Source organism: Verrucomicrobium spinosum DSM 4136 = JCM 18804 (genome assembly GCF_000172155.1).
GTDB classification, from domain to species: Bacteria; Verrucomicrobiota; Verrucomicrobiia; order Verrucomicrobiales; family Verrucomicrobiaceae; genus Verrucomicrobium; species Verrucomicrobium spinosum.
Window position 1 is genome coordinate 1971631 of sequence record NZ_ABIZ01000001.1, and the last position, 19642, is coordinate 1991272.

Consider the following 19642-nt stretch of genomic DNA (forward strand, 5'->3'; position numbering starts at 1 on the left):
CCCATGGGAAAAGTAGGATATTGCGCAATGTGCTCATTTTGAATGATTCACTGCTGTAAGGAATCGAGGTGTGACAAGCTGTCGCCGCACAGAGGGTGCGATCTTAATTGACCATCTGTGAGAGCCGCCGAAGGGCTGATTCGCCTCGGGAAGGGGTGGGGCTGACTCTTGGGGCATTGCTACTTCTTCCACCAGTCACCCTCGCGTTCCCAAGGCTGCCGTGGGCTCTCATCATCAGGCGGCCGTTTGGGGCTGCGTGGGAGGATGACTGGCTTGTCCTCCTCGTCCTCTTCGGATGGGGTGGGGTGGCGTTCGCGGTAGCGGAGGGTCAGGGCTCCCGCCAAAAAGCAGAGGGCACAAAAAGCAAGCAGGCCCAGCAGGCTCCAAGCAAGGGCATCCGCCGCTGGAAGAGCTTCTGACCGGGCTCCGTATTCAACCACTGGGCGCGTCTCCGTCGCGGCAGGCGGAGTCGTCTCCTCTGGCTCGAAGACCAGGGGAACAGTGGACTCATCCGGCGCTTTCATCCCCAAAGAGCAATCGCATGGGAATCATGTGGGAGAAGACAAAATCGTGCTTCTGGAAGAAACGCTGGCTCTCTGCGCTGATCCGGTCAGTGAGGAGGGTGATGCGTTTGAATTTTTTCTCCCGTGCGAACTCAATGGCGTGTTTGAGGAGCATGGAGCCATAGCCCTGGCCACGGTGCATGGGGTGGACGATGACGTCCTCCATAAGAATGACAAAGCCGCCCTCGGCCGTGCTGATGGTGAAGAGCAGGTTCACCATGCCGATAAGCGTGTGATCGTTCCGCAGGACGAAGATGCGGCCGCGCAATGGCTGCTCGAGAATGAGCCGGAGCCCGTGTTCCTGCTTGATCCGATTGGGGGTAAAGTCCTCCTCCTCCCCGAGCAGAGCCATGACCAAGTTCGCCAGTTGTGGAAGGTCTTCCAGCGTGGCGGGCTCGATGCGGGGTTCAGACGGTGCGGACAGTTGAGGCATGTGAGTCCATCTTATACTCTTATGGACCGGCGCGAAAACGATTTCTCGCCCGCGTGGGGCGGGATGAAGGTCGGATGACTCAGAAGTTGACAACCGATTCGAACCCGTTAGTTTGCCCGCCCCATTGATTCCAGCGGTGCGCCGCAGGTGTCATTTATCCTTTCATCCACCCTGCGAATATGCCCAGCAAACGTACCTACCAGCCCTCCAAGCGCACCCGCAAACAACAGTTTGGGTTCCGCGCCCGGACGAAAACCGTGAACGGACGCGACATCCTGCGCCGCCGCCGCCGTGCTGGCCGCAAGCGTTTGCTTCCCAAGGGTGTGGAAGTGCACTTCAAGCGCCACACGCAACAGCACAACACGAGCGGTTACCCGTCGTACTAACTTTTTCCGCCCGTTTCAGGGCTCCGGCCCGCAGTCATGCGATTTCCCGCCGCGCGCCGACTTCGGAGTGCCTCCGAATTTGGTCGTGTGCGGTCTGAGGGCACCACTTACCCCGGGCGCTACGTTGTGCTCGGGGTTTTGCGTGCCGATGAGGAGGCACCTTGGAGGTCCGGCCTCATCACCTCTCGGAAGGTGGGCGGCGCGGTGCAGAGGAATCTGGTGCGTCGCCGTCTCCGGGAAATTTTGCGTGCCACCCCTCTCGCTCCGGGAGTGTGGCTGGTGGTCATTGCCCGCTGGAAGGCGGCCGGTGCCACTTTTGATGAACTGCGCACCGACTTCCAAAAAGTCGCCAAACGCGCCGGTGTCTTGGTTCGCGAGAATCCTCCATCCCAGTCCCAGACGCGGCCAGCGGCCCGTGAAGCGGAATGAAGACAGTCATACGCATCGCCATCCGGGGCTATCAAATTTTCATTTCCCCGGTGCTGCACTTCGTGGGTGGCCCAGGCAGCGGCTGCCGGTTTGAGCCCACGTGTTCGCATTATTTTCTGCAGGCAGTGGAGCGGCATGGTGTCATGCGCGGCGGCTGGATGGGTATCAAACGGATCGGCCGCTGTAACCCTTGGGGTGGGAGCGGACATGATCCGGTGCCGGACTTGTCACCTGGAAAGTCCACAGAATGTCATTGCCAGAACGGTCATCCGCTCCACCAGTCTCCCTCCACCACCCCGGAGTCTGAGATACCGCCCCGTCCCCCCGTGTGACGTGCGGTGGCCAACCGAGGGCGGCGGCATCTACCGACCCCAATTTCACCATTTTAGCATCACACACTTTCTCTCATGGATCGTAAAGCTTGGATTGTCGTCACCCTCTGTGCCATAGGCATGGCGTTCAACTTCTGGTGGACTGCGAAGCATCCGCCGGTGCCGGTACCGCAACCGCCGCCCGCATCTGCTGCCCCGGCCCCCGCTGCGGATCCCGCCCAGGCAGTCGCCACCAATCCCGGCGGCCTGGCCAATCCTGCGACTCCCGCGGCACCTGGTGCGGCCGCGCCTGTGGCCGAGGAGAAGATTGAGCTGAAGAATGCCAGCGCGATCTACACCTTCACCAACGTGGGTGGCGGGATCGCCTCCGTGGTGATGCTGGACACCAAGGATCACATCAGGCTCAACCAGCACGGGAAGGCGGCCATTGGCGCCCTCGGTACGGCTGCCAAAGCCTATCAGGATCTCACCTACCACGTTGTCGAGAAGACGGACAAGCGTGTCGTGTTCGAGGCGCTCTCCCCCGAGCAGGTGCTGGTGCGCAAGGAGTACAGCTTCTCAGAGGGATCTGGCAGCAGCGACCACCTCGTGGAGTTGAAGGTCACCATCAAGAACCAGTCCAGCGCAAAGCTGGTGCGTGACAGTTATTACCTCTATACCGGTGCCGCCTCCTCCCTCCGGCCGGATGAAATCGAGGCACCCGCCTTTGTGTGGAATGACGCCGGCGACGCGAGCAGCTTTGCCACGGGCAGCTTTCGTGACGGTGCCGGATTTCTCGGTTTTGGGGGTCCAGTGGTGGAACTGCAGAAGAACTTCCAGCACCTCCGCTGGGGTGGGGTGATGAGCCGCTTTTACACCACGCTCATCAGCACCAAGACGGATATCCCGGCCAAGACCTGGGCCACCCGTTTCCTCATTGATCACTCCAATGACGAGTTCAAGGATCACAAAAAGGCGCTTCAAGATTATGCCATCCACGGCGGCGTGGGCCTTCCCACCATCGAGCTGGAGCCCAATGCCAGCACCTCGGTGGACTACCGCATCTACATCGGGGCGAAGATCTTCCACGATCTGAAGAAGATCGACGTGGCCGAAGGCCAGCCGAACCGCCAGATGCAGTACGTCATGTTCTATGGCTGGTTCACTTTTGTGAGCCGCGGGCTGGTTTTCCTGCTGCGCTGGTTCCACGATCTGACGGGCAACTGGGGTGTCGCCATCGTGTTGTTAACCATCACGGTCCGCAGTCTTCTGTGGCCGGTGCAGGCCCGTTCGAACGCCACCATGAAGCGCATGGGGTTGCTGGCACCGAAGATCAAGGAACTACAGGAGAAGCACAAGGACGACCCGCAAAAGGTCAACACAGAGATGATGCGCATGTACCGCGAGTATGGGGTGAACCCGCTCGGGGGCTGTCTGCCGCTGCTCGTCCAGATTCCCATCTTCTTTGGCTTCTACTCGGTGCTCCGTTATGCGGCAGAGCTTCGCGGTCAGCCCTTCTTTGGCTGGATCCAGGATCTTTCCCTCCCGGACACGGTGACCACCCTCCACCTGCTGGGCTACCACCTTCCGTTGAACCCGCTGCCGCTGCTCATGGGGTTGACGATGTTCCTCCAGATGAAGCTCACGCCGCAGCCGGCGTCGGCTGACAAGACGCAGCAGCGCATCTTCATGTTGATGCCGTTCATGTTCCTGTTTTTCTGCTACTCGTTCGCCTCGGCGCTGGCGCTGTACTGGACGGTGCAGAACATCTACAGCATCTTTCAGGCTCAGGTGAGCCGCCTGTGGCAGAAGGATCCCGTGCTCGAAAAAAAAGCGGTGATTGACGTGAAGCCCGCCTCTGGTTCGGGTCAACCTGGCAAGGACAAGAAAGACAAGGCTTCCATCCCGCGTCTGGGTGGGGGAGGCTCCAAGTCCAGGAAGCCCAAAGCATGACATGACCCTGCCGCCGCTCGAGCACGCCCGCCAGATCCTGGATACCCTGCTGGGGTATCTGGGGTTCGTGGTGCGGATCGAGGAGGAGGAAGGAGCTGAGGGGCCGACCCTGCAAATTTTTACTGAAGAGGCGGACGCTCTTGTGGGGCACCGTGGCGAGGTGTTGGATGACATTCAATACCTCGTAAACCGCATCTTGCAGCGGCGGGATTCCGCCGCGCCCCGGGTGCGGGTGGATGTGGAGTACTTCCGGACCATGCGTGAGGATCGCATGCTCGAGAAGGTGAAAGAGCTGGCCGAGCGCGTCCGGCTGACCGGCCAGCCTGCGGTGCTCAACCCCATGAACAGCTACTATCGCCGGTTGGTGCACAATATCTTTGTGAACGACCCGCTGGTACAGAGTGAAAGTGGGTCGGGGGATGAGCGCTTCAAGCGCATCACCCTGAAGCGTCGTCAGTCTTCAGGGGGGGGCTCCGGCCCGGCGTAGAACCTTGGGCGAGAGGTTCTGCTTGCGTTCTCAGTCTGCCTTGTTAAGTTCACTACCCTCTTACCCCCTTAGATTTTTTTAACGGAACCGGAACGCCATCATGAGATCTGACCTCGTCGACAAAGCCGCTCAAATCATCAACGATCCCCCGGTGCTCATCAATATGGTGTCCAAGCGGGTGCGCCAGTTGAATCAGGGTCGCCCTGCCTTGGTGGAACGCCGTCCCGGCATGAGGGAGGCAGATATCGCTCTTCAAGAGATCATTGAAGGCAAGATCAAGCGCGAAGACATCGAAGAAATTCCGGTCTGATTCCGCCGCCAGGCGGTTCTTTCGGCCCTTGCTCAAGGCAGGGTTGCCAAAGGGAGGAGAAGTGAATCCAGTGGCGGGCCTCGTGTCCCGCCGCGTTTTTTTGTTTAGATTGTGCCATGAGTGACATCACCATCAACCGCAAGGCTCCCCGGGACTATCACATCCTGGAACGGTATGAGGCGGGAGTCCAACTCAAGGGCACAGAGATCAAATCCCTCCGTCAGGGGCACATCACGCTGAGTGATGCCTTTGCCCGTGTGGAACGTGGGGAGGTGTTCCTCTACGGTTGCGACATCAAACCGTATGACAAGGCCAGCCATGAGCAGCATGAGGCCAAACGCAGTCGGCGTCTGCTTCTGCACAAGAACGAGATCTTCAAGCTCTACGGTGCCAGCCAGCAGAAGGGGCTCACCATCGTAGCCCTGCGTGCCTACTGGAAAAACAAAAAGGTGAAGATCGAGATCGCGGTCGGCCGTGGCAAGGACCAACGAGACCAGCGCCACGACCTGAAGGAAAAGGTGGAGAACCGCGAGGCCCAGCGTGAGATGGCCCGCTTCAACGAACGGGGTGGCAAGGCCAAGGGCAAAGCCTCCTGACCCTCTTCCCCTCGTCCCTGGCGCAGGTTGGGTGCCGACATGGTTGCCAGTGGAAGTAATTTCCTTTTGCCCGTAGAATACCGTTCTGCGCCAGGTCTTGCCCTGCCCAAGGCGAGCCGTGCCGCCTCCAACCCCTTGACGCTGAGCTGATGGAGGATTGATTCCGTCTGAAAGCTCCGCGGTTGACCGGGGTGGCTGTTGTTTCCCATGATGGGAAAAAGGAACCGCCACCGCGAGGTGCCCGATTCAGTCATAGCAAGCTGTCTGCCCCGCGGAGGGCCTCCATGTAAGGAGTCGTTCGTCAGTGAAGGGGGGATGTCAGCTTCAATGAAACAACTCTATGAACGACATGAAGACTTTGATGCCCACATGCATTGCGCTGGCGGCGTTCTCGTTTGCGGCAGTGTCCCAATCGGCCAGGGCCGAAGACAAGGTGATCGACAAAGGACGAAGGCTCGCGGAGAAGCTCCTGGACGCCACCTCAGAAAAGGATCGTGATCGTGATCGTGACCGCTCCCGCGACAAAGACAATGATCGTGACCGGGATCATCGCGACCGCGATAGGGATGGCTACTATTCCCGCCCAGCCAGTACGTTCGTGGTCACGCTCGGAAACGGCTATGCCGGCCGCGGCTACTACTACGGCCCGCCCAATGCAGGTTACTACTATGAGCGCTCGGGGGTGCGGTTTTACCGTGACCGGGATGCCGTGCCGCGCCAGTACTGGCGCAGTGAGTGGCGTGAGCCCGCGGCAAGTGAGAACTACAGCCGGACGGAAGCATCCGTCCAGCGGGCGCTGGCACAGCGTGGGTACTATCGTGGACCCATCGACGGTGACATGGGCCCTGGCTCCCGTGCCGCTGTGGCCCGCTATCAGGCGGACAAGGGCATGAAACCCACAGGCGCAATCAATGACAGCTTGTTGAGGTCGCTGGGGCTGTAACGTTCGGTGACGCCAGCTGAGCCGTCCTGTGATTTAAGTGATCAGTTGGAAGGAGTGGTGGTGCCCTGTTCCGGGCGGACAAGTGTCCCCGGAGCAGGGCTTTCTGTTTTGAGCCGCGATGACATCTGGGGAAGCAAACATCGCGATTGCGGCACGTTATGGCCAACTTTGCGCCTAGCACGGCAGGACCGGCACTGCGCCCTAAACCGATTCATGGGCAACAGACTTCCTGACTCCCATGAAAACGCTGATTCCTGGTTCCCTATCTCTTCTGGTGTTTGCTTTGGCAATGGCCCTGCCCGCTTCTGTGGAAGCAAAGGATAAAGACAAGGAGCGCCGCAAAGCGGAAAAGTACTACCACTCCAAGTACTCCCACAAGCACAACAAGTACCACCACGATGACCGGTATGTGTACCTGTCCCGCCCCCGGTCCTCCTTTGTGATCACCTTGGGCACCGGCTATGCCGGCCGCGGCTACTACTATGGACCGCCAAACGCCTCGTATTACTATGAGCGCAGTGGTGTGGCGTACTATCCCACGCGTGAGGCCGTTCCGAGATCTTATTGGGGCAGTGGCAGTGCCTCTTACAGCCGCACGGAGGCCGAGGTGCAGCGTGCACTGGCGCGCCGCGGCTACTACCGCGGCCCCATTGACGGCGACATCGGCCCGGGTTCGAGGAGTGCCATTGCCCGCTATCAGGCAGACCATGGCATGCGCCCCACCGGCAGCATTACCTCGGGCCTTTTGAGATCGCTGGGTCTCTGAGCATGATGAATTTCTTCCACCTCCTTCTCTAACACACGGGCGGCCGGGTGATTCACAACTCGGCCGCAGCCGCTTCCAGCAGGATCCGCTCCGTCTCCTCCCAACCAAGGCAGGGATCGGTGATGGACTGGCCGTAGCTGAGCTGGTCGAGCGACTCCTGCAGGGCCTGGGCTCCTTCGACCAAGTTGCTCTCCAGCATGGCGCCGATCACGCCCTCCGTACCGGAGCGTCGCTGTTGGACGATGTCATGGAAGACAGCCGACATGCGGCGGAAATCCTTAGAGCAGTTCGCATGGCTCGCATCGATCATGACCACGGGGGGCAGGTGGTTTTTGTTGAGCAAAGCCAGGGTTTCGCGGACTGAACCCGCATCGTAGTTGGGCCCATTCTCCCCGCCACGCAGGATGACGTGGCAGTCGGGATTGCCTTCCGTGGCAACCACGCTGGCTCGGCCGCTTTCATCGATTCCCAGAAAAGTCTGAGGCTGGCGGGCTGTCTTGATGGCGTTGATCGCGGGCAGCACGCCGCCGCTGGTGGTGTTTTTAAAGCCAACCGGCATGGAGAGTCCGCTGGCCATCTGGCGATGGGTCTGTGATTCTGTGGTGCGGGCTCCAATGGCGCTCCAGCAAGTGAGGTCCGCGATGTACTGGGGGGTGATAGGGTCCAGCATCTCCGTGGCCGTGGGCAGGCCCAGATCGATGACTTCACGAAGGAAAGTGCGGGCGAGGCGCATCCCTTGGGGGATGTCATGGGTGCCGTCCAGATGAGGATCCATGATAAGCCCCTTCCAGCCGATGGTGGTGCGGGGTTTCTCGAAGTACACCCGCATTACCACCATGATGCGGTCTTTTACGCGATCAGCGAGCCCAGCCAGCTTCTGCGCGTACGCCTGGCCTGCCTTCAGGTCATGGATGCTGCACGGACCCACGATGACCAGAAAACGCTTGTCTGCCCCGGAGAGAATGCGGCTGATCTGCTGGCGGGATTTCGCCACAAAATCGGCATGGGCATCGCTCCTCGGGATCTCTGTGCAGAGCTCCTGCGGAGAAGGGAGGGCAGTATTGGTGCGAACGTGAACGTTGGAGACCTGGATCATGGCGGCCCTGCCAGCGTAGGGGTTGAGTGGTGAGATTCAAGTTCTCAGTTGGGGGGTGGGGGATGAGGCGCACCGTTCAGTGTCAAAGCGAGTCTGCCGCAGAGTAAAGGAGGCGGGGTCTCCGGCCCCGCGGTCTGTGGGAAGGGCGGAGCGGGAGGGGGATCAAGGGACGCTTGGCGCGTGAGCGGGGCTGGGAACCCCCGCCTCCTTTACGCACGAACAAGCGACGAGGTGACCTGGCCGCAGGTAAAGGAGGCGGGGTCTCCGGCCCCGCGGTCTGATGGGTGGCCGGAGCGGGAAGGGGATCAAGGGACGATTGCAGCGTGAGCGGGGCTAGGAACCCCCGCCTCCTTTACGCACGAACAAGCATCGAGGTGACTTGGCCGCAGAGTAAAGGAGGCGGGGTCTCTGGCCCCGCGGTCTGTGGGATGGGCGGAGCGGGAAGGGGATCAAGGGACGATTGCAGCGTGAGCGGGGCTGGGAACCCCCGCCTCCTGTATTCAAGAACAAGCATCGAGGTGACTTGGCCGCGGAATAAAGGAGGCGGGGTCTCCGGCCCCGCGGTCTGTGGGGTGGCCGGAGCGGGAAGGGGATCAAGGGACGCTTGGCGCGTGAGCGGGGCTGGGAACCCCCGCCTCCTTTACGCACGAACAAGCGACGAGGTGACTTGGCCGCAGAGTAAAGGAGGCGGGGTCTCTGGCCCCGCGGTCTGTGGGATGGGCGGAGCGGGAAGGGGATCAAGGGACGATTGCAGCGTGAGCGGGGCTGGGAACCCCCGCCTCCTGTATTCAAGAACAAGCATCGAGGTGACTTGGCCGCGGAATAAAGGAGGCGGGGTCTCCGGCCCCGCGGTCTGTGGGGTGGCCGGAGCGGGAAGGGGATCAAGGGACGCTTGGCGCGTGAGCGGGGCGGGGTCTCTGGCCCCGCGGTCTGTGGGATGGGCGGAGCAGGAAGGGGATCAAGGGACGATTGGAGCGTGAGCGGGGCTGGGAACCCCCGCTTTCTTTACACGGGAACAAGTGATAGGTGATCCGGGGAGCCTGCCATCTTAACAGCTTGCGTTGACAGTGGCGTCATGGAATTGCATATGGATAAAATGTATCCTGCAATGCCGCCCGATTACCTCGATCCCAATCTCGAGATCGCCAAACATGGGAAAGTGCTCCCTCATTGGCAGCAAGGCGAAGCGTATGTGTTTGTCACCTGGAGGCTGGCAGATGCCATCCCGAAGGAGAAGATGCTGCCTCTTGCGGCGTATCGAAAGACTTGGCTTCAGTTGCACCCTGAACCTTGGGACGCCAGGACTGAATGGGAGTATCACGAGACCTTCTCCAAGCAGATTGACGCATGGCTGGATGCCGGGAGCGGCAGTTGTGTGCTCCGTCGAACAGATGCGAGAGAGATCGTCGTGGGTGCATTGCAGCATTTTGAAGGTGAACGTTATCTCCTCGAAAGCTACGTGGTGATGCCCAACCATGTGCACGTGTTATTTCAGCCAAATGCCTCCCATGGGCTCGGCGATATTGTGCGTTCTTGGAAGCAGTACACTGCGTCGAAGATCAATGCGCTTCTAGGCAAATCTGGTTCGTTGTGGCAGGAGCGCTATTGGGATCGGTTGTTGAGAAATCCTGCGCATCATTGCAAGTGCCGTGAGTATGTTCGTGAGAACCCCGCGAAAGCGAAGCTGCGGGATGGGGAGTTTAGTTTTTGGGAGCGTGAGCGGGGCTAGGAACCCCCGCCTCCTTTACGCACGAACAAGCGACGAGGTGACTTGGCCGCAGAGTAAAGGAGGCGGGGTCTCCGGCCCCGCGGTCTGTGGGGTGGCCGGAGATGGGAGGGGATCGTGGGACGATTGGAGCGTGAGCGGGGCTGGGAACCCCCGCCTCCTTTACGCACGAACAAGCGACGAGGTGACATGGCCGCAGAGTAAAGGAGGCGGGGTCTCCGGCCCCGCGGTCTGTGGGGTGGCCGGAGCGGGAAGGGGATCAAGGGGCGCTTGGCGCGTGAGCGGGGCTGGGAATCCCCGCCTCCTTTACGCACGAACAAGCGACGAGGTGACTTGGCCGCAGAGTAAAGGAGGCGGGGGCTCCGGCCCCGCGGTCTGTGGGATGGGCGGAGCAGGAAGGGGATCAAGGGACGTTTGGTGCGTGAGCGGGGCTGGGAACCCCCGCCTCCTTTACGCACGAACAAGCGACGAGGTCAGAAGGCTGGAGTGATGACCGCACTCCCACTCCCCTCACGCTCCGGGCTTTGTCTTCGCCTCTGGATGCCGCCCCAAAATCTTCCGCAACTCTGCCACCACCTCGACCTTCTCCTTCGCCAAATTCCGCGACTCGGCAGGATCGGCCTGATAGTCATACAACTCAAGATCCGCCGTATTGGCCGCCTCACCGGGGACTTTCCACTCCACGAGCCGGTAGCGCTCCGTCCGGATGGAGCGGCCAATTACCTGCTTCCCGTCGCGCTGGCGGGGAAAGGCATGATAGGCGTGATCCCGAACGCGCTTCTCTGGATCCTTCAGCACCGGCACCAGACTTACGCCATCCATCGGTTGAGGAGCGTTTGGTTGATCCAGTCCTGCCAATTCCACCAGCGTAGGGTAGATATCCACCGTCTCCGCGAGTTGTTGCGTGTGGGTGCCGGGTTGAGTCACGCCTGGAGCGACCACCAGCAGCGGGATGTGATTGGCCTGCTCGTAGTTGGTGTGCTTGGTCCACATGCCGTGGTCGCCCAGGTGCCAGCCGTGGTCTCCCCAGAGGATGATGATGGTGTTGTCTGCCATCTTCAGGCGGTCCAGCTCCTCAACCACGCGTCCAATTTGAGCATCCGCATAGCTCATGCTGGCATAATAGCCATGCAGGATCTGGCGACGGATCTCCTCGCTGAGCGGCGGGCGTTGGGGAATGGGTTCGTAGTTGTTGAGCTCCCCCAAGGTTTTTCCCGCGTAGCCTGGAGCACCCTCTGGGGCGCTGCGCAGGGTGGGCAGGACGAACCTGGAGCGGTCGTAGAGCTCCCAGTACTTCCTGGGGGCGGTGAAGGGCAGGTGCGGCTTCACAAAACCGAGTGCGAGGAAAAACGGAGTCTCTGGCCGCTGGCGGGAGTCCTGGAGCCGTTTCACGCCCTCGTCGGCTATCCTGCCATCGGCATAGGCGTTGTCGGGCAAGTCCAGGGCCTCCCAGGCCGGGCCGCGGGGAAGGGTGCCGATCCTGCCCAGATGCTGGTTGGTGAAGTAGGCCTCTTCGCGAGTGAGTTGGCCGGCGGTAGGGCTGCTCGTGTCCCGGTATTCCACCACGCTTTCCGGCTGGAAGGGCACACTCCAGGATCCGGGATCATCGTGATTGCCGTGACCCTTGTGGAGGATCTTGCCCACACCCTCTGCCCGCCAGCCGTGGTTCATGAAATACTGCGTGAGCGTGACCGCATTGGGCACGGCCTCGCGGAAGTTCTCCCTCAGGCCGTAGATGCCCAGAGAGGTGGAGCGGGAGCCCAGCATGAGGTTGTTGCGCGAGGGGGCGCACACAGCCTGGTTGCAGTAAGCCAGATCAAACCTCATGCCGCGGGAGGCGAGCCGGTCCAGGTTTGGCGTCTTGGCCAGGGTGTCCCCATAGCAGCCCAGCACGGGCTTGAGGTCGTCCACACAAAGGAGCAGGACATTGGGGCGGGATCCGGAGGAGGGCGGAGCCCCGTGACCGGAGGCCAGGATTGTCAGGAGGGAAAGACTGGTCAGCAGAAAGAAACGCATGTCCTGGAAACTCAGGGTGCGCCGTGAACTTTCGTGGCAATGCCCAGTCTGCCCCACATGTGGATATTTGAAATCCACATGCACTGTGCCCTGACAGGGAGGGAACGCTACGAGTCCAGCAGTTTCTTCACATTGAGTTCCCGGCCAAAGACCACCAGGATATCGGTGGCCTCGAACACGCGGTCCGGCCCTGGAATGCCGTACACGATGTCGATCTGGGGCGTAATGGAAGTGCAGGAGCTGGCGACCTTGCGTTTCAATATGGTCACCACGTTTAGCTCAAATCGGCCCCGCAGGTCGGCATCCGCCAGGCTCTTGCCGATCAAGGACCGGGGCACATTGATCTCGGCGATTTCGAAGCCCTGGCCGATGGGAAAGGTATTCAGCACATCGGGCGTGCGGAGGGATCTCGCCAGCCACGCAGCGGCCATAGACTCCGGGATGAGGAGTTCTTCGATCTTCAACAGCTTGAGGAGGCGGGCGTGGAGGGGATTGATGATGCGGCTGATGATGCGCTTGGCCCCCAGTTGCTGGACGTTGGCCGCCACGGAGAGGGCGGACTCAAAGTCTTCACCGATGGCGACGATCACCGCATCGCAGTCTGCCACGGGTATTTCCTCGAACACCTCGATGTCAGAGCAGTCGGCGGTGACGAGGTACTCGATCTCGTCCTTCATGTCATCGGTGTGTTCAGGATTGCTGTCCACGCCGATGACTTCGTGGCCGTCTCTCACCAGCTGCCGGGCGAGGTGGGTGCCGAAACTGCCAAGTCCGATGATGCAGAAGCGCATGATGAATGGGGAGGGAGGTTGAGGTCAGACGAGAAGGACGTCTTCCTGGGGGTGGGAGTGGAGGGGTTTGCGAGCCAGCGGCATGAAGGTGGTGGCAAGCGTGAACAGGCCGAGACGACCGACGAACATGTTGAGCACAATGACCAGCTTGGCCCCCGTTGTGAGCTCCGGAGATAGATTGAGGCTGAGGCCGACCGTGGCAAAGGCGCTCACCAGCTCAAAGACGAGGGCGGTGTCTGGAGTGCCGGGCTGAAGCTGGCGGAGAACGGCGAAGTTGACAAACAACCATGCCATAACAAGCACCAGGATGCCAAGGGCACGCGCTCCGGTGCCGGAAGGCAGGCGTCGTCTGAAGAGAGCGATGTGGTCGAGCCCGCGCAACTGGTTCCAAAGGTGCAGCGTGGCAACTGCAAAGACGGTGGTGCGGATCCCGCCCGCGGTGCCGCCTGGTGAACCGCCCACCAGCATCAGAAACACCAGGAGATGGATGGTGACCGGGCCAATGCCACCCATGTCAACGGTGTTGAATCCAGCGGTTCGAGCTGTCACCGAGTGGAAGAATGCAGTCATCCATCGTCCGGCGCTTGAAGCACCGTCGAAGAGCAGAAATTCACTGGCGTAGATGGCCAGGGTGCCGCCGACCACCAGAATCAGTGTGGTGTACAATACGAGGCGGGTGTGCACCCGAAGGCGGGGCCGTGCGAGCGTGGGGTCCATCATCCAGGCGAGCCGTCGTTTGAGAAAACGCAGGCCGTCGTATGCTGGCAGAGTGCCCAGACCACCGAGGATGATGAGAGCACAGACCAGAATTTGCAGCGCTCCGATCTCGTTCACCCATTGATCAGCCAGGTTGTTCGGAAAGGTGGAAAAGCCGGCGTTGCAAAAGGCGGAGACGGAATGGAAGACGGCATGAAACATCCGCTCGCCCGCGTCGTGATCACCCGGCAGGCTGAAGAAGATGGCCACCGCGCCTAGCGCCTCTGCAATGATGGTGAAGATGACGATGAAGCGGAGAGTTTCACCCACGTGAGCCAGCCGCTTCTCCGCAATCATCTCGCCAAGAAGCAGACGGTCGTGAAGGGAGAGGCCTTGAAAGAGAATGGCCGCGGTGAAAAAGGTCAGGGTCATGATGCCGAGACCACCGATCTGGATGAGGGCCAGGATGATGATCTGGCCTGTTGGCGTGAAGAAGGTGGCGGTGTTCACCACCGTGAGGCCGGTGACGCAGACGGCACTGGTGCTGGTGAAGAGGGCGTCCAGCCAGGTGAGCTCAGCGCCAGGCACGACAGCGCGGGGCATCTTGAGCAGCGCTGTGCCTGCAAGCACGATCAGTGCAAAGCCAGTCAGCAGCAGCCAGCCCGGCCGGAGGGTGATGGCGGTGAGCCTGGCCTGATGCCTCAACCCCCGGAGGACAAGAATGGCAAGGACCACGCCCTGAACGGCGGAATGGGCGAGCAGCGATAGCTTTGTGTCATGGCCGCCCATCCAGCCGGCGACAGCAAGGCCGATCATGATGATCAGCACAAACAGGGCTGTTCCGAGCAAGATCGCCTCACGCTTTGCCCATGCTGAGAGATGCCGTCGTGACAACCAGGTCAACGATTGCTCCACGGCGAACAAAAGCGACAACAAGAGGGTGCCTCGGTGCAACCACGGCGTGACCTCGCCCACAAACCCAACTTGAAGCACCACCAGGATGAGTGCCGCCAGAGCTGTGATGCTGACGAGGAGCCGGGGCAGCCAGCTTGACGGTGGCAATGGAGGAGCGAACGACGAGTCTTTGATTGAGGGTGCAGGCAAGAGACGGATGAAACTTGGGAAGTGAAGAGTGGAAAGTGAAAAGTATGGCAAAAGCGCTGGGTTCAGGGCCAGAGCAGGAGGATGGCTCCTCCCGCAAGCAGGCTGGCTCCGAACCACAGGGCAACGTGGGTGAACACTTTGATGCCGCCGAGGGCGGCCACGACGCCACCTTTAAAGGCGAGGTTGGACATGGAGGCAATGAGGATCACCCGCCACCCGGTCGCCGCGTCCAGTTTTTGGGCGTCCACCAGCCGGGCGGTGGAGAGAGTGATGGCATCCATATCCGCCAACCCGGAGACGACACCCACGATGTAGAGACCGCTGTGTCCCAGGTGATCATTGGCAGCGGCCACCGCCAGCTTGATGAAGGCATAAATGAGGGCGAAAATGAAGGCGGGACGGAGCTCGGCGGGATTGTGCTGTTCCGGCAGTCGGGCCTCCTGTTCCTTGCGGGTCAGAAGCCATGCAATGAAGGTGATGACGATCATCGCGCCAAGCATGGCTACCAAGGGGCCCGCCAGAGAGGGGAGCTTGGTGGCAGCGACGGCACCCACCTCCACCAGCACCCTCACCATGGCGATGGTGGAGGCGATCATGATCACAAGGCTGGCCAGTGCAGGGGATAGCCTGCCATCACGCACGCTGCGGGCTGAGCTGACCGAGGTGGCGGTGCTGGAGATGAGACCTCCCAAGATGCCCGAAAGCAGCACGCCGCCGCGTGCCCCCAGGATCTTGTAGGCCACATATCCTCCCAGGCCCAGCCCCACAATGAGCACCACCATGAGCCAGATCTCAAAGGGATTGAGCACCGCATACGGCCCGAAGGACTGGTTGGGCAGGATGGGCAGGATCACCATCGAGATGAGGACAAACCGCATGATGGCATGCATGTCCTGGTCGCCCATGGTCCGGGCAAACTGGTGCAGAGCCTGTTTCCAGTGCAAGAGCAACGCGACCATGCCGCCGACTGCCACGACCAGAAGGATGGGGCCGACGACCAGATAGGCCCCCAGGGCATAGAGGAGCAGCACCGCCACCTCCGTGGTCATCCCGCTGGCGGTGCCATTCTTCACCCGCGGGATGTTGGGGATGAAGAGCAGCAGGCTGAGCGAAAGGAAACCTCCGACCACAACCCAGCCACCGTAATCACGAGCCAGCAGGCCGCAGATGGTGCCCAGCAGCGTGATGAGAGGGAAAGTCCGAATCCCGCCGATGGCGCTATCACTGCGCTCCCGCTGCAGGCCGATGAGCATGCCCAAACCGAGGGAAACCATGAGTTGTTGGGCAATGGTCCAGTCCATAAGAGGTGAGGTTAATTTAGAATCTGGAAATGATAAACCTGTGCGTGGAAATAGTTCGTGCAACTTGCAACAACGAAGGTTGCACATCGCCTGTCTAAACCTTGGCAGTGGGTGGGGATGTGTCGCAAGTGGTTCAGAGCAAAGGGGGAAGGAATGCGGGACTGGCTGGCACGAATCGTGAGTTTTAAGAGAGTGTTATGAAAACGGAATGGTCAGTGGACCAGGGGTGGGGGCTTGTCGGCATGGGAGTGGCGGCGGCGGCGACCCTGGCTCTGCTTTTGGCATTCGCCGGCATCATCGCTCCCGTGACCCACCGCAATGACAGCAGGGCATCCGACAGAGCTGACGACGACGAGTTTTCTCGAATGCTGGCGGAACTGGACAGCGTGCGGCCCAAGGTGAGCTCGCCAGTGCTACAGGTGCCACCGCCAAAACCCCAGACGACGTCATCGAATGATCCCTTGACCACCGTCCCCGAACCGCAGCCGGTGGCGGCGGTGAAGATTAGCACTCCGCAAAATGACCCTGCGACGCACCCGGCTCCGGTTATCGAGCCCGTTCTCTTTCCGGCCCTGACTGCGGCAGAGATTGCCGAGGCAGCGGAGGTTCAGCCTGCTCCAGGTCCGGCAGAGGTGAAGCCTCCTGTGGTGTCCCCGGAGACGATGCCCGAGCCCATGGCGGATCCGGTGGCGGAAAATGAAGCTGTAGTTGCCATGAACCCTGTGGTCGCCGGCATGCCCCAGGCCGCGCCTGCCGTGGTGACACGGCAGGACCCTCCGCCCGCTCCTCTGCTGGTGGAGGGGGGCAAGCACGGCACGCTGACCGGGGGCGCGGTCCCACAGGATCTGGTGGCGATGATGCCAAAGGAGTCGCACGAGCCATTGCGCAGTCCTCGAACCCAGATGGCAGATGGACCCCTGGCCCCTGTCGAGGAGGTGGAAGACTGCAACAAGATGTGGTCCGGGAAACCTGAGGAGCTCGTGTCCATCAGGAAGAAAGCAGGGTTGCACCCGGCGGGATTCAGCATTGCCTTCCGGGGGCTGGTCAATCCCTACCCTCTGATGTCCACTCTTTGCATGCCCGGAGAGACGGTGGAGATCAAGGTGGTGGCTCCGCGTGGGAAGGGGGACTTTGTGGTGAAGGCAGAAGGGGGGACGGCATCTCCCAAGGGAAACGAACTGCTGGTGTGGAACTGGGTAGTTCCTGAAACCCCAGGCCTGTATTGTCTTCAGATCACCAATCGCGACACGGGTGGTATGATGTGTCTGCATGGGCTGGTGTGCGTGCCCTATCGGGGAGAGGAGAGGCTGGAAGGTTATCAGATCGGCCAGTATCAGAAGACTCCGCTCAACAACAACCTCCGGTATGCCATGCCGCTTGGGCTGTTCCGCGTGACCCGGGAGATGGAGGACACCTGGCTCACTCCCCACTTTCAGTTGCGGCAGTTCATGTGCAAACAGGTCTCCACCTACCCCAAGTTTGTGTTGTTGGAATCGAGTTTGCTCCTGAAACTTGAAGCACTCGTGGAAGGGTTGGAAAAGCGGGGCATCAAGGAAGGTAGCATCTTTGTGGCCAGTGGTTATCGCACTCCGGCCTACAACAAGGCCCTGGGGAACACGACCGTTTACAGCCGCCATTTGTATGGGGATGCCGCGGACATTCTGGTCGATCAGGATCGTGATGCGCGCCTGGATGACCTGAACAAAGATGGCAAGGTGGATGCCAAGGACACCGTGTGGCTGACCAAGCTGGTGGCCGAGGTGAGTTCCAGTTTCCCGGCGGCCTTTGAAGGCGGTCTGGGGCTCTATCCCTTCAAGTCCCCGGCGACCGCTTTTATCCACACAGACACTCGCGGTGAACCGACCCGCTGGGGGTTCCCTCAGGCAAACAACCGCCTCCGTCCTGGGCCAAAGCGCCTGCTGCAACCTTGTGATGATGGTTGTGGGCATGAGCACCAGGTGAGTGTTCTGATGGCAGATCTGTCAGGATGGCGGGTGCCATTGGCAAGACCTGCGGGGGCGGGTTCGATATTCCATCCAGCCAGCGGAGCGTTTGCGATACCTCACTAAGTAGAAGGAGATTCAATATTCATGAACCCTGACCCGAAACCCGACGTCCACATCATCACTCAGGATGAAGCCGCCCAACAGAAGATGATGCCCTATGATCAGAATCTAGGGAAATTGAAGAAGGGAGAAGAGGCCGGCAATACACCACGACCTGAGCTCACGGATGCACCGATGGACGAAAATCTCGTGGATGATGATATCATTGAGGAGGGACGGCACACGACGTAGAAGACAGAAGACGCCAGACATGAGCTGGCGCATGATCGGATGTGCCGGGTGCGCGCATCAGTAAGAGGAATGAGGGACATTCTTGTCTTGGTTCGATACAAACGTCCCATGAGATGGTCTGTGTCTTCCCACGTCCGAACATCATGGGTTGTAGGGCGACCGCCCCGGTTGCCTCAGTCAGGGGCAGCGCGTGGCAAGCGGAGCGCTTGCCCTACAGCGTCAGGGGCGGCGTTGAACAACCAAGTCCCTTGGATGTTATGTGCACGAACCCGCATCCAACCACCCTGGGTTGTAGGGCGACCGCCCCGGTTGCCTCAGTCAGGGGCAGCCCGCGGCAAGCGGAGCGCTTGCCCTACAGCGTCAGGGGCGGCATTGAACGACCCATGGCCCTTGGATGTGCTGTTCCCGAATCCGCATCCAACCACCCTGGGTTGTAGGGCGACCGCCTCGGTTGCCTCAGTCAGGGGCAGCGCGTGGCAAGCGGAGCGCTTGCCCTACAGCGTCAGGGGCGGCGTTGAACGACCAATGGCCCTTGGATGTGCTGTTTCTGTCCTCGCATCCAACCACCCTGGGTTGTAGGGCGACCGCCCCGGCTGCCTCAGTCAGGGGCAGCGCGTGGCAAGCGGAGCGCTTGCCCTACAGCGTCAGGGGCGGCGTTGAACGACCAATGGCCCTTGGATGTGCTGTTTCTGTCCTCGCATCCCACCACCCTGGGTTGTAGGGGACCGCCCCGGTTGCCTCAGTCAGGGGCGATGCGCGGCAAGCGGAGCGCTTGCCCTACAGCGTCAGGGGCGGCGTTGAACGACCAATGGCCCTTGGATGTGCTGTTTCTGTCCTCGCATCCCACCACCCTGGGTTGTAGGGGACCGCCCCGGTTGCCTCAGTCAGGGGCGATGCGCGGCAAGCGGAGCGCTTGCCCTACAGCGTCAGGGGCGGCGTTGAACGACCAATGGCCCTTGGATGTGCTGTTCTCGAACCCGCATCCAACCACCCTGGGTTGTAGGGCGACCGCCCCGGTTGCCTCCGTCAGGGGCAGCGCGTGGCAAGCGGAGCGCTTGCCCTACAGCGTCAGGGGCGGCGTTGAACGACCAATGGCCCTTGGATGTGCTGTTTCTGTCCTCGCATCCAACCACCCTGGGTTGTAGGGCGACCGCCCCGGCTGCCTCAGTCAGGGGCAGCGCGTGGCAAGCGGAGCGCTTGCCCTACAGCGTCAGGGGCGGCGTTGAACGACCCATGGCCCTTGGATGTTCTGTTCCTGACCTCGCATCCAACCACCATGGGTTGTAGGGCGACCGCCCCGGTTGCCTCAGCCAGGGGTAGCGCGCGGCAAGCGGAGCGCTTGCCCTACAACGTCAGGGGCGGCGTTGAACGACCCATGGCCCTTGGATGTTCTGTTCCTGACCTCGCATCCAACCACCCTGGGTTGTAGGGCGACCGC

Annotated in this window: 19 protein-coding genes; 12 read left to right on the forward strand and 7 right to left on the reverse strand. The window is 60.9% G+C overall.

Going from position 1 to position 19642, the window contains the following annotated elements:
• Positions 1 to 179: 179 nt before the first annotated feature.
• Together VSP_RS07685 and VSP_RS07690 are read right to left on the reverse strand one after the other, a co-directional pair.
• Complete coding sequence (locus VSP_RS07685; protein ID WP_009959820.1) at positions 180 to 524, reverse strand: hypothetical protein; 345 nt, start codon at positions 522 to 524, stop codon at positions 180 to 182.
• On the reverse strand, positions 508 to 996 hold the full coding sequence (locus VSP_RS07690) for a GNAT family N-acetyltransferase (protein WP_009959821.1): 489 nt from the start codon (positions 994 to 996) through the stop codon (positions 508 to 510). The genes VSP_RS07685 and VSP_RS07690 overlap by 17 nt, the downstream gene beginning before the upstream one ends.
• Before the next feature lie 179 nt (positions 997 to 1175).
• Between VSP_RS07690 and rpmH the strand changes: the two genes are divergently transcribed.
• The 9 genes from rpmH (at position 1176) to VSP_RS07735 (ending at position 7177) form a co-directional block, all read left to right on the forward strand.
• Positions 1176 to 1382 carry a 50S ribosomal protein L34 gene (gene rpmH / locus VSP_RS43825; RefSeq protein ID WP_009959822.1) on the forward strand — a complete coding sequence of 69 codons (207 nt, stop codon included), beginning with the start codon at positions 1176 to 1178 and terminating at the stop codon, positions 1380 to 1382.
• A gap of 36 nt (positions 1383 to 1418) precedes the next feature.
• Positions 1419 to 1811, forward strand: a complete 393-nt coding sequence (rnpA, locus tag VSP_RS34445; protein ID WP_009959823.1) for a ribonuclease P protein component — start codon at positions 1419 to 1421, stop codon at positions 1809 to 1811.
• Entirely contained in the window at positions 1808 to 2143 is a 336-nt protein-coding gene (gene yidD / locus VSP_RS40790) for a membrane protein insertion efficiency factor YidD (protein WP_009959825.1), read from the forward strand. The genes rnpA and yidD overlap by 4 nt, the downstream gene beginning before the upstream one ends.
• Before the next feature lie 75 nt (positions 2144 to 2218).
• Positions 2219 to 4075, forward strand: a complete 1857-nt coding sequence (yidC, locus tag VSP_RS07710; protein WP_009959826.1) for a membrane protein insertase YidC — start codon at positions 2219 to 2221, stop codon at positions 4073 to 4075.
• Between the two features lies 1 nt (position 4076).
• The gene (locus VSP_RS07715) at positions 4077 to 4562 is read left to right on the forward strand and encodes a Jag family protein (protein WP_009959827.1); all 486 of its coding nucleotides are present in this window, start codon (positions 4077 to 4079) and stop codon (positions 4560 to 4562) included.
• Positions 4563 to 4662: 100 nt separating this feature from the next.
• Positions 4663 to 4872, forward strand: a complete 210-nt coding sequence (locus tag VSP_RS07720; protein WP_009959829.1) for a DNA-directed RNA polymerase subunit omega — start codon at positions 4663 to 4665, stop codon at positions 4870 to 4872.
• A 116-nt stretch (positions 4873 to 4988) separates the two neighbouring features.
• The gene (gene smpB, locus VSP_RS07725) at positions 4989 to 5468 is read left to right on the forward strand and encodes an SsrA-binding protein SmpB (RefSeq protein ID WP_009959830.1); all 480 of its coding nucleotides are present in this window, start codon (positions 4989 to 4991) and stop codon (positions 5466 to 5468) included.
• A 340-nt stretch (positions 5469 to 5808) separates the two neighbouring features.
• Entirely contained in the window at positions 5809 to 6411 is a 603-nt protein-coding gene (locus tag VSP_RS07730; RefSeq protein ID WP_009959831.1) for a peptidoglycan-binding protein, read from the forward strand.
• 238 nt (positions 6412 to 6649) lie between these two features.
• Positions 6650 to 7177, forward strand: a complete 528-nt coding sequence (locus VSP_RS07735; RefSeq protein WP_009959832.1) for a peptidoglycan-binding protein — start codon at positions 6650 to 6652, stop codon at positions 7175 to 7177.
• A gap of 52 nt (positions 7178 to 7229) precedes the next feature.
• Here the strand turns inward: VSP_RS07735 and VSP_RS07740 are convergent, their stop codons facing one another.
• The gene (locus VSP_RS07740) at positions 7230 to 8273 is read right to left on the reverse strand and encodes a 3-deoxy-7-phosphoheptulonate synthase (protein WP_009959833.1); all 1044 of its coding nucleotides are present in this window, start codon (positions 8271 to 8273) and stop codon (positions 7230 to 7232) included.
• Positions 8274 to 9381: 1108 nt separating this feature from the next.
• Between VSP_RS07740 and VSP_RS07745 the strand changes: the two genes are divergently transcribed.
• The gene (locus VSP_RS07745) at positions 9382 to 10002 is read left to right on the forward strand and encodes a transposase (protein ID WP_009959834.1); all 621 of its coding nucleotides are present in this window, start codon (positions 9382 to 9384) and stop codon (positions 10000 to 10002) included.
• Between the two features lie 507 nt (positions 10003 to 10509).
• On the opposite strand, the gene VSP_RS07750 is transcribed toward VSP_RS07745, so the two are convergent.
• The 4 genes from VSP_RS07750 to VSP_RS07765 form a co-directional block, all read right to left on the reverse strand.
• A complete protein-coding gene (locus VSP_RS07750; protein WP_009959835.1) occupies positions 10510 to 12015 on the reverse strand; it encodes a sulfatase in 1506 nt (501 codons plus the stop codon).
• A gap of 107 nt (positions 12016 to 12122) precedes the next feature.
• A complete protein-coding gene (locus VSP_RS07755; RefSeq protein WP_009959836.1) occupies positions 12123 to 12806 on the reverse strand; it encodes a potassium channel family protein in 684 nt (227 codons plus the stop codon).
• Positions 12807 to 12830: 24 nt separating this feature from the next.
• Positions 12831 to 14606, reverse strand: coding sequence for a TrkH family potassium uptake protein (locus tag VSP_RS34450; protein ID WP_157210791.1), 1776 nt, complete (start codon positions 14604 to 14606; stop codon positions 12831 to 12833).
• A 62-nt stretch (positions 14607 to 14668) separates the two neighbouring features.
• Positions 14669 to 15907 carry an MgtC/SapB family protein gene (locus VSP_RS07765; protein ID WP_009959839.1) on the reverse strand — a complete coding sequence of 413 codons (1239 nt, stop codon included), beginning with the start codon at positions 15905 to 15907 and terminating at the stop codon, positions 14669 to 14671.
• 197 nt (positions 15908 to 16104) lie between these two features.
• Here VSP_RS07765 and VSP_RS39075 point away from each other — a divergent pair, with 197 nt between their 5' ends.
• Both VSP_RS39075 and VSP_RS07775 read left to right on the forward strand, forming a co-directional pair.
• On the forward strand, positions 16105 to 17976 hold the full coding sequence (locus VSP_RS39075; protein WP_009959841.1) for a D-Ala-D-Ala carboxypeptidase family metallohydrolase: 1872 nt from the start codon (positions 16105 to 16107) through the stop codon (positions 17974 to 17976).
• 21 nt (positions 17977 to 17997) lie between these two features.
• Positions 17998 to 18204 (forward strand): hypothetical protein, encoded by a 207-nt coding sequence (locus VSP_RS07775; RefSeq protein ID WP_009959842.1) that lies wholly within the window; start codon positions 17998 to 18000, stop codon positions 18202 to 18204.
• The last annotated feature ends 1438 nt before the right edge of the window (positions 18205 to 19642 follow it).

Bases quoted from the DNA above. Each gene is read 5' to 3' on its own strand.
- VSP_RS07685 (WP_009959820.1), bottom strand. From the start codon at position 524: ATGAAAGCGCCGGATGAGTCCACTGTTCCCCTGGTCTTCGAGCCAGAG.
- VSP_RS07690 (WP_009959821.1), bottom strand. From the start codon at position 996: ATGCCTCAACTGTCCGCACCGTCTGAACCCCGCATCGAGCCCGCCACG.
- rpmH (WP_009959822.1), top strand. From the start codon at position 1,176: ATGCCCAGCAAACGTACCTACCAGCCCTCCAAGCGCACCCGCAAACAA.
- rnpA (WP_009959823.1), top strand. From the start codon at position 1,419: ATGCGATTTCCCGCCGCGCGCCGACTTCGGAGTGCCTCCGAATTTGGT.
- yidD (WP_009959825.1), top strand. From the start codon at position 1,808: ATGAAGACAGTCATACGCATCGCCATCCGGGGCTATCAAATTTTCATT.
- yidC (WP_009959826.1), top strand. From the start codon at position 2,219: ATGGATCGTAAAGCTTGGATTGTCGTCACCCTCTGTGCCATAGGCATG.
- VSP_RS07715 (WP_009959827.1), top strand. From the start codon at position 4,077: ATGACCCTGCCGCCGCTCGAGCACGCCCGCCAGATCCTGGATACCCTG.
- VSP_RS07720 (WP_009959829.1), top strand. From the start codon at position 4,663: ATGAGATCTGACCTCGTCGACAAAGCCGCTCAAATCATCAACGATCCC.
- smpB (WP_009959830.1), top strand. From the start codon at position 4,989: ATGAGTGACATCACCATCAACCGCAAGGCTCCCCGGGACTATCACATC.
- VSP_RS07730 (WP_009959831.1), top strand. From the start codon at position 5,809: ATGAACGACATGAAGACTTTGATGCCCACATGCATTGCGCTGGCGGCG.
- VSP_RS07735 (WP_009959832.1), top strand. From the start codon at position 6,650: ATGAAAACGCTGATTCCTGGTTCCCTATCTCTTCTGGTGTTTGCTTTG.
- VSP_RS07740 (WP_009959833.1), bottom strand. From the start codon at position 8,273: ATGATCCAGGTCTCCAACGTTCACGTTCGCACCAATACTGCCCTCCCT.
- VSP_RS07745 (WP_009959834.1), top strand. From the start codon at position 9,382: ATGCCGCCCGATTACCTCGATCCCAATCTCGAGATCGCCAAACATGGG.
- VSP_RS07750 (WP_009959835.1), bottom strand. From the start codon at position 12,015: ATGCGTTTCTTTCTGCTGACCAGTCTTTCCCTCCTGACAATCCTGGCC.
- VSP_RS07755 (WP_009959836.1), bottom strand. From the start codon at position 12,806: ATGCGCTTCTGCATCATCGGACTTGGCAGTTTCGGCACCCACCTCGCC.
- VSP_RS07765 (WP_009959839.1), bottom strand. From the start codon at position 15,907: ATGGACTGGACCATTGCCCAACAACTCATGGTTTCCCTCGGTTTGGGC.
- VSP_RS39075 (WP_009959841.1), top strand. From the start codon at position 16,105: ATGAAAACGGAATGGTCAGTGGACCAGGGGTGGGGGCTTGTCGGCATG.
- VSP_RS07775 (WP_009959842.1), top strand. From the start codon at position 17,998: ATGAACCCTGACCCGAAACCCGACGTCCACATCATCACTCAGGATGAA.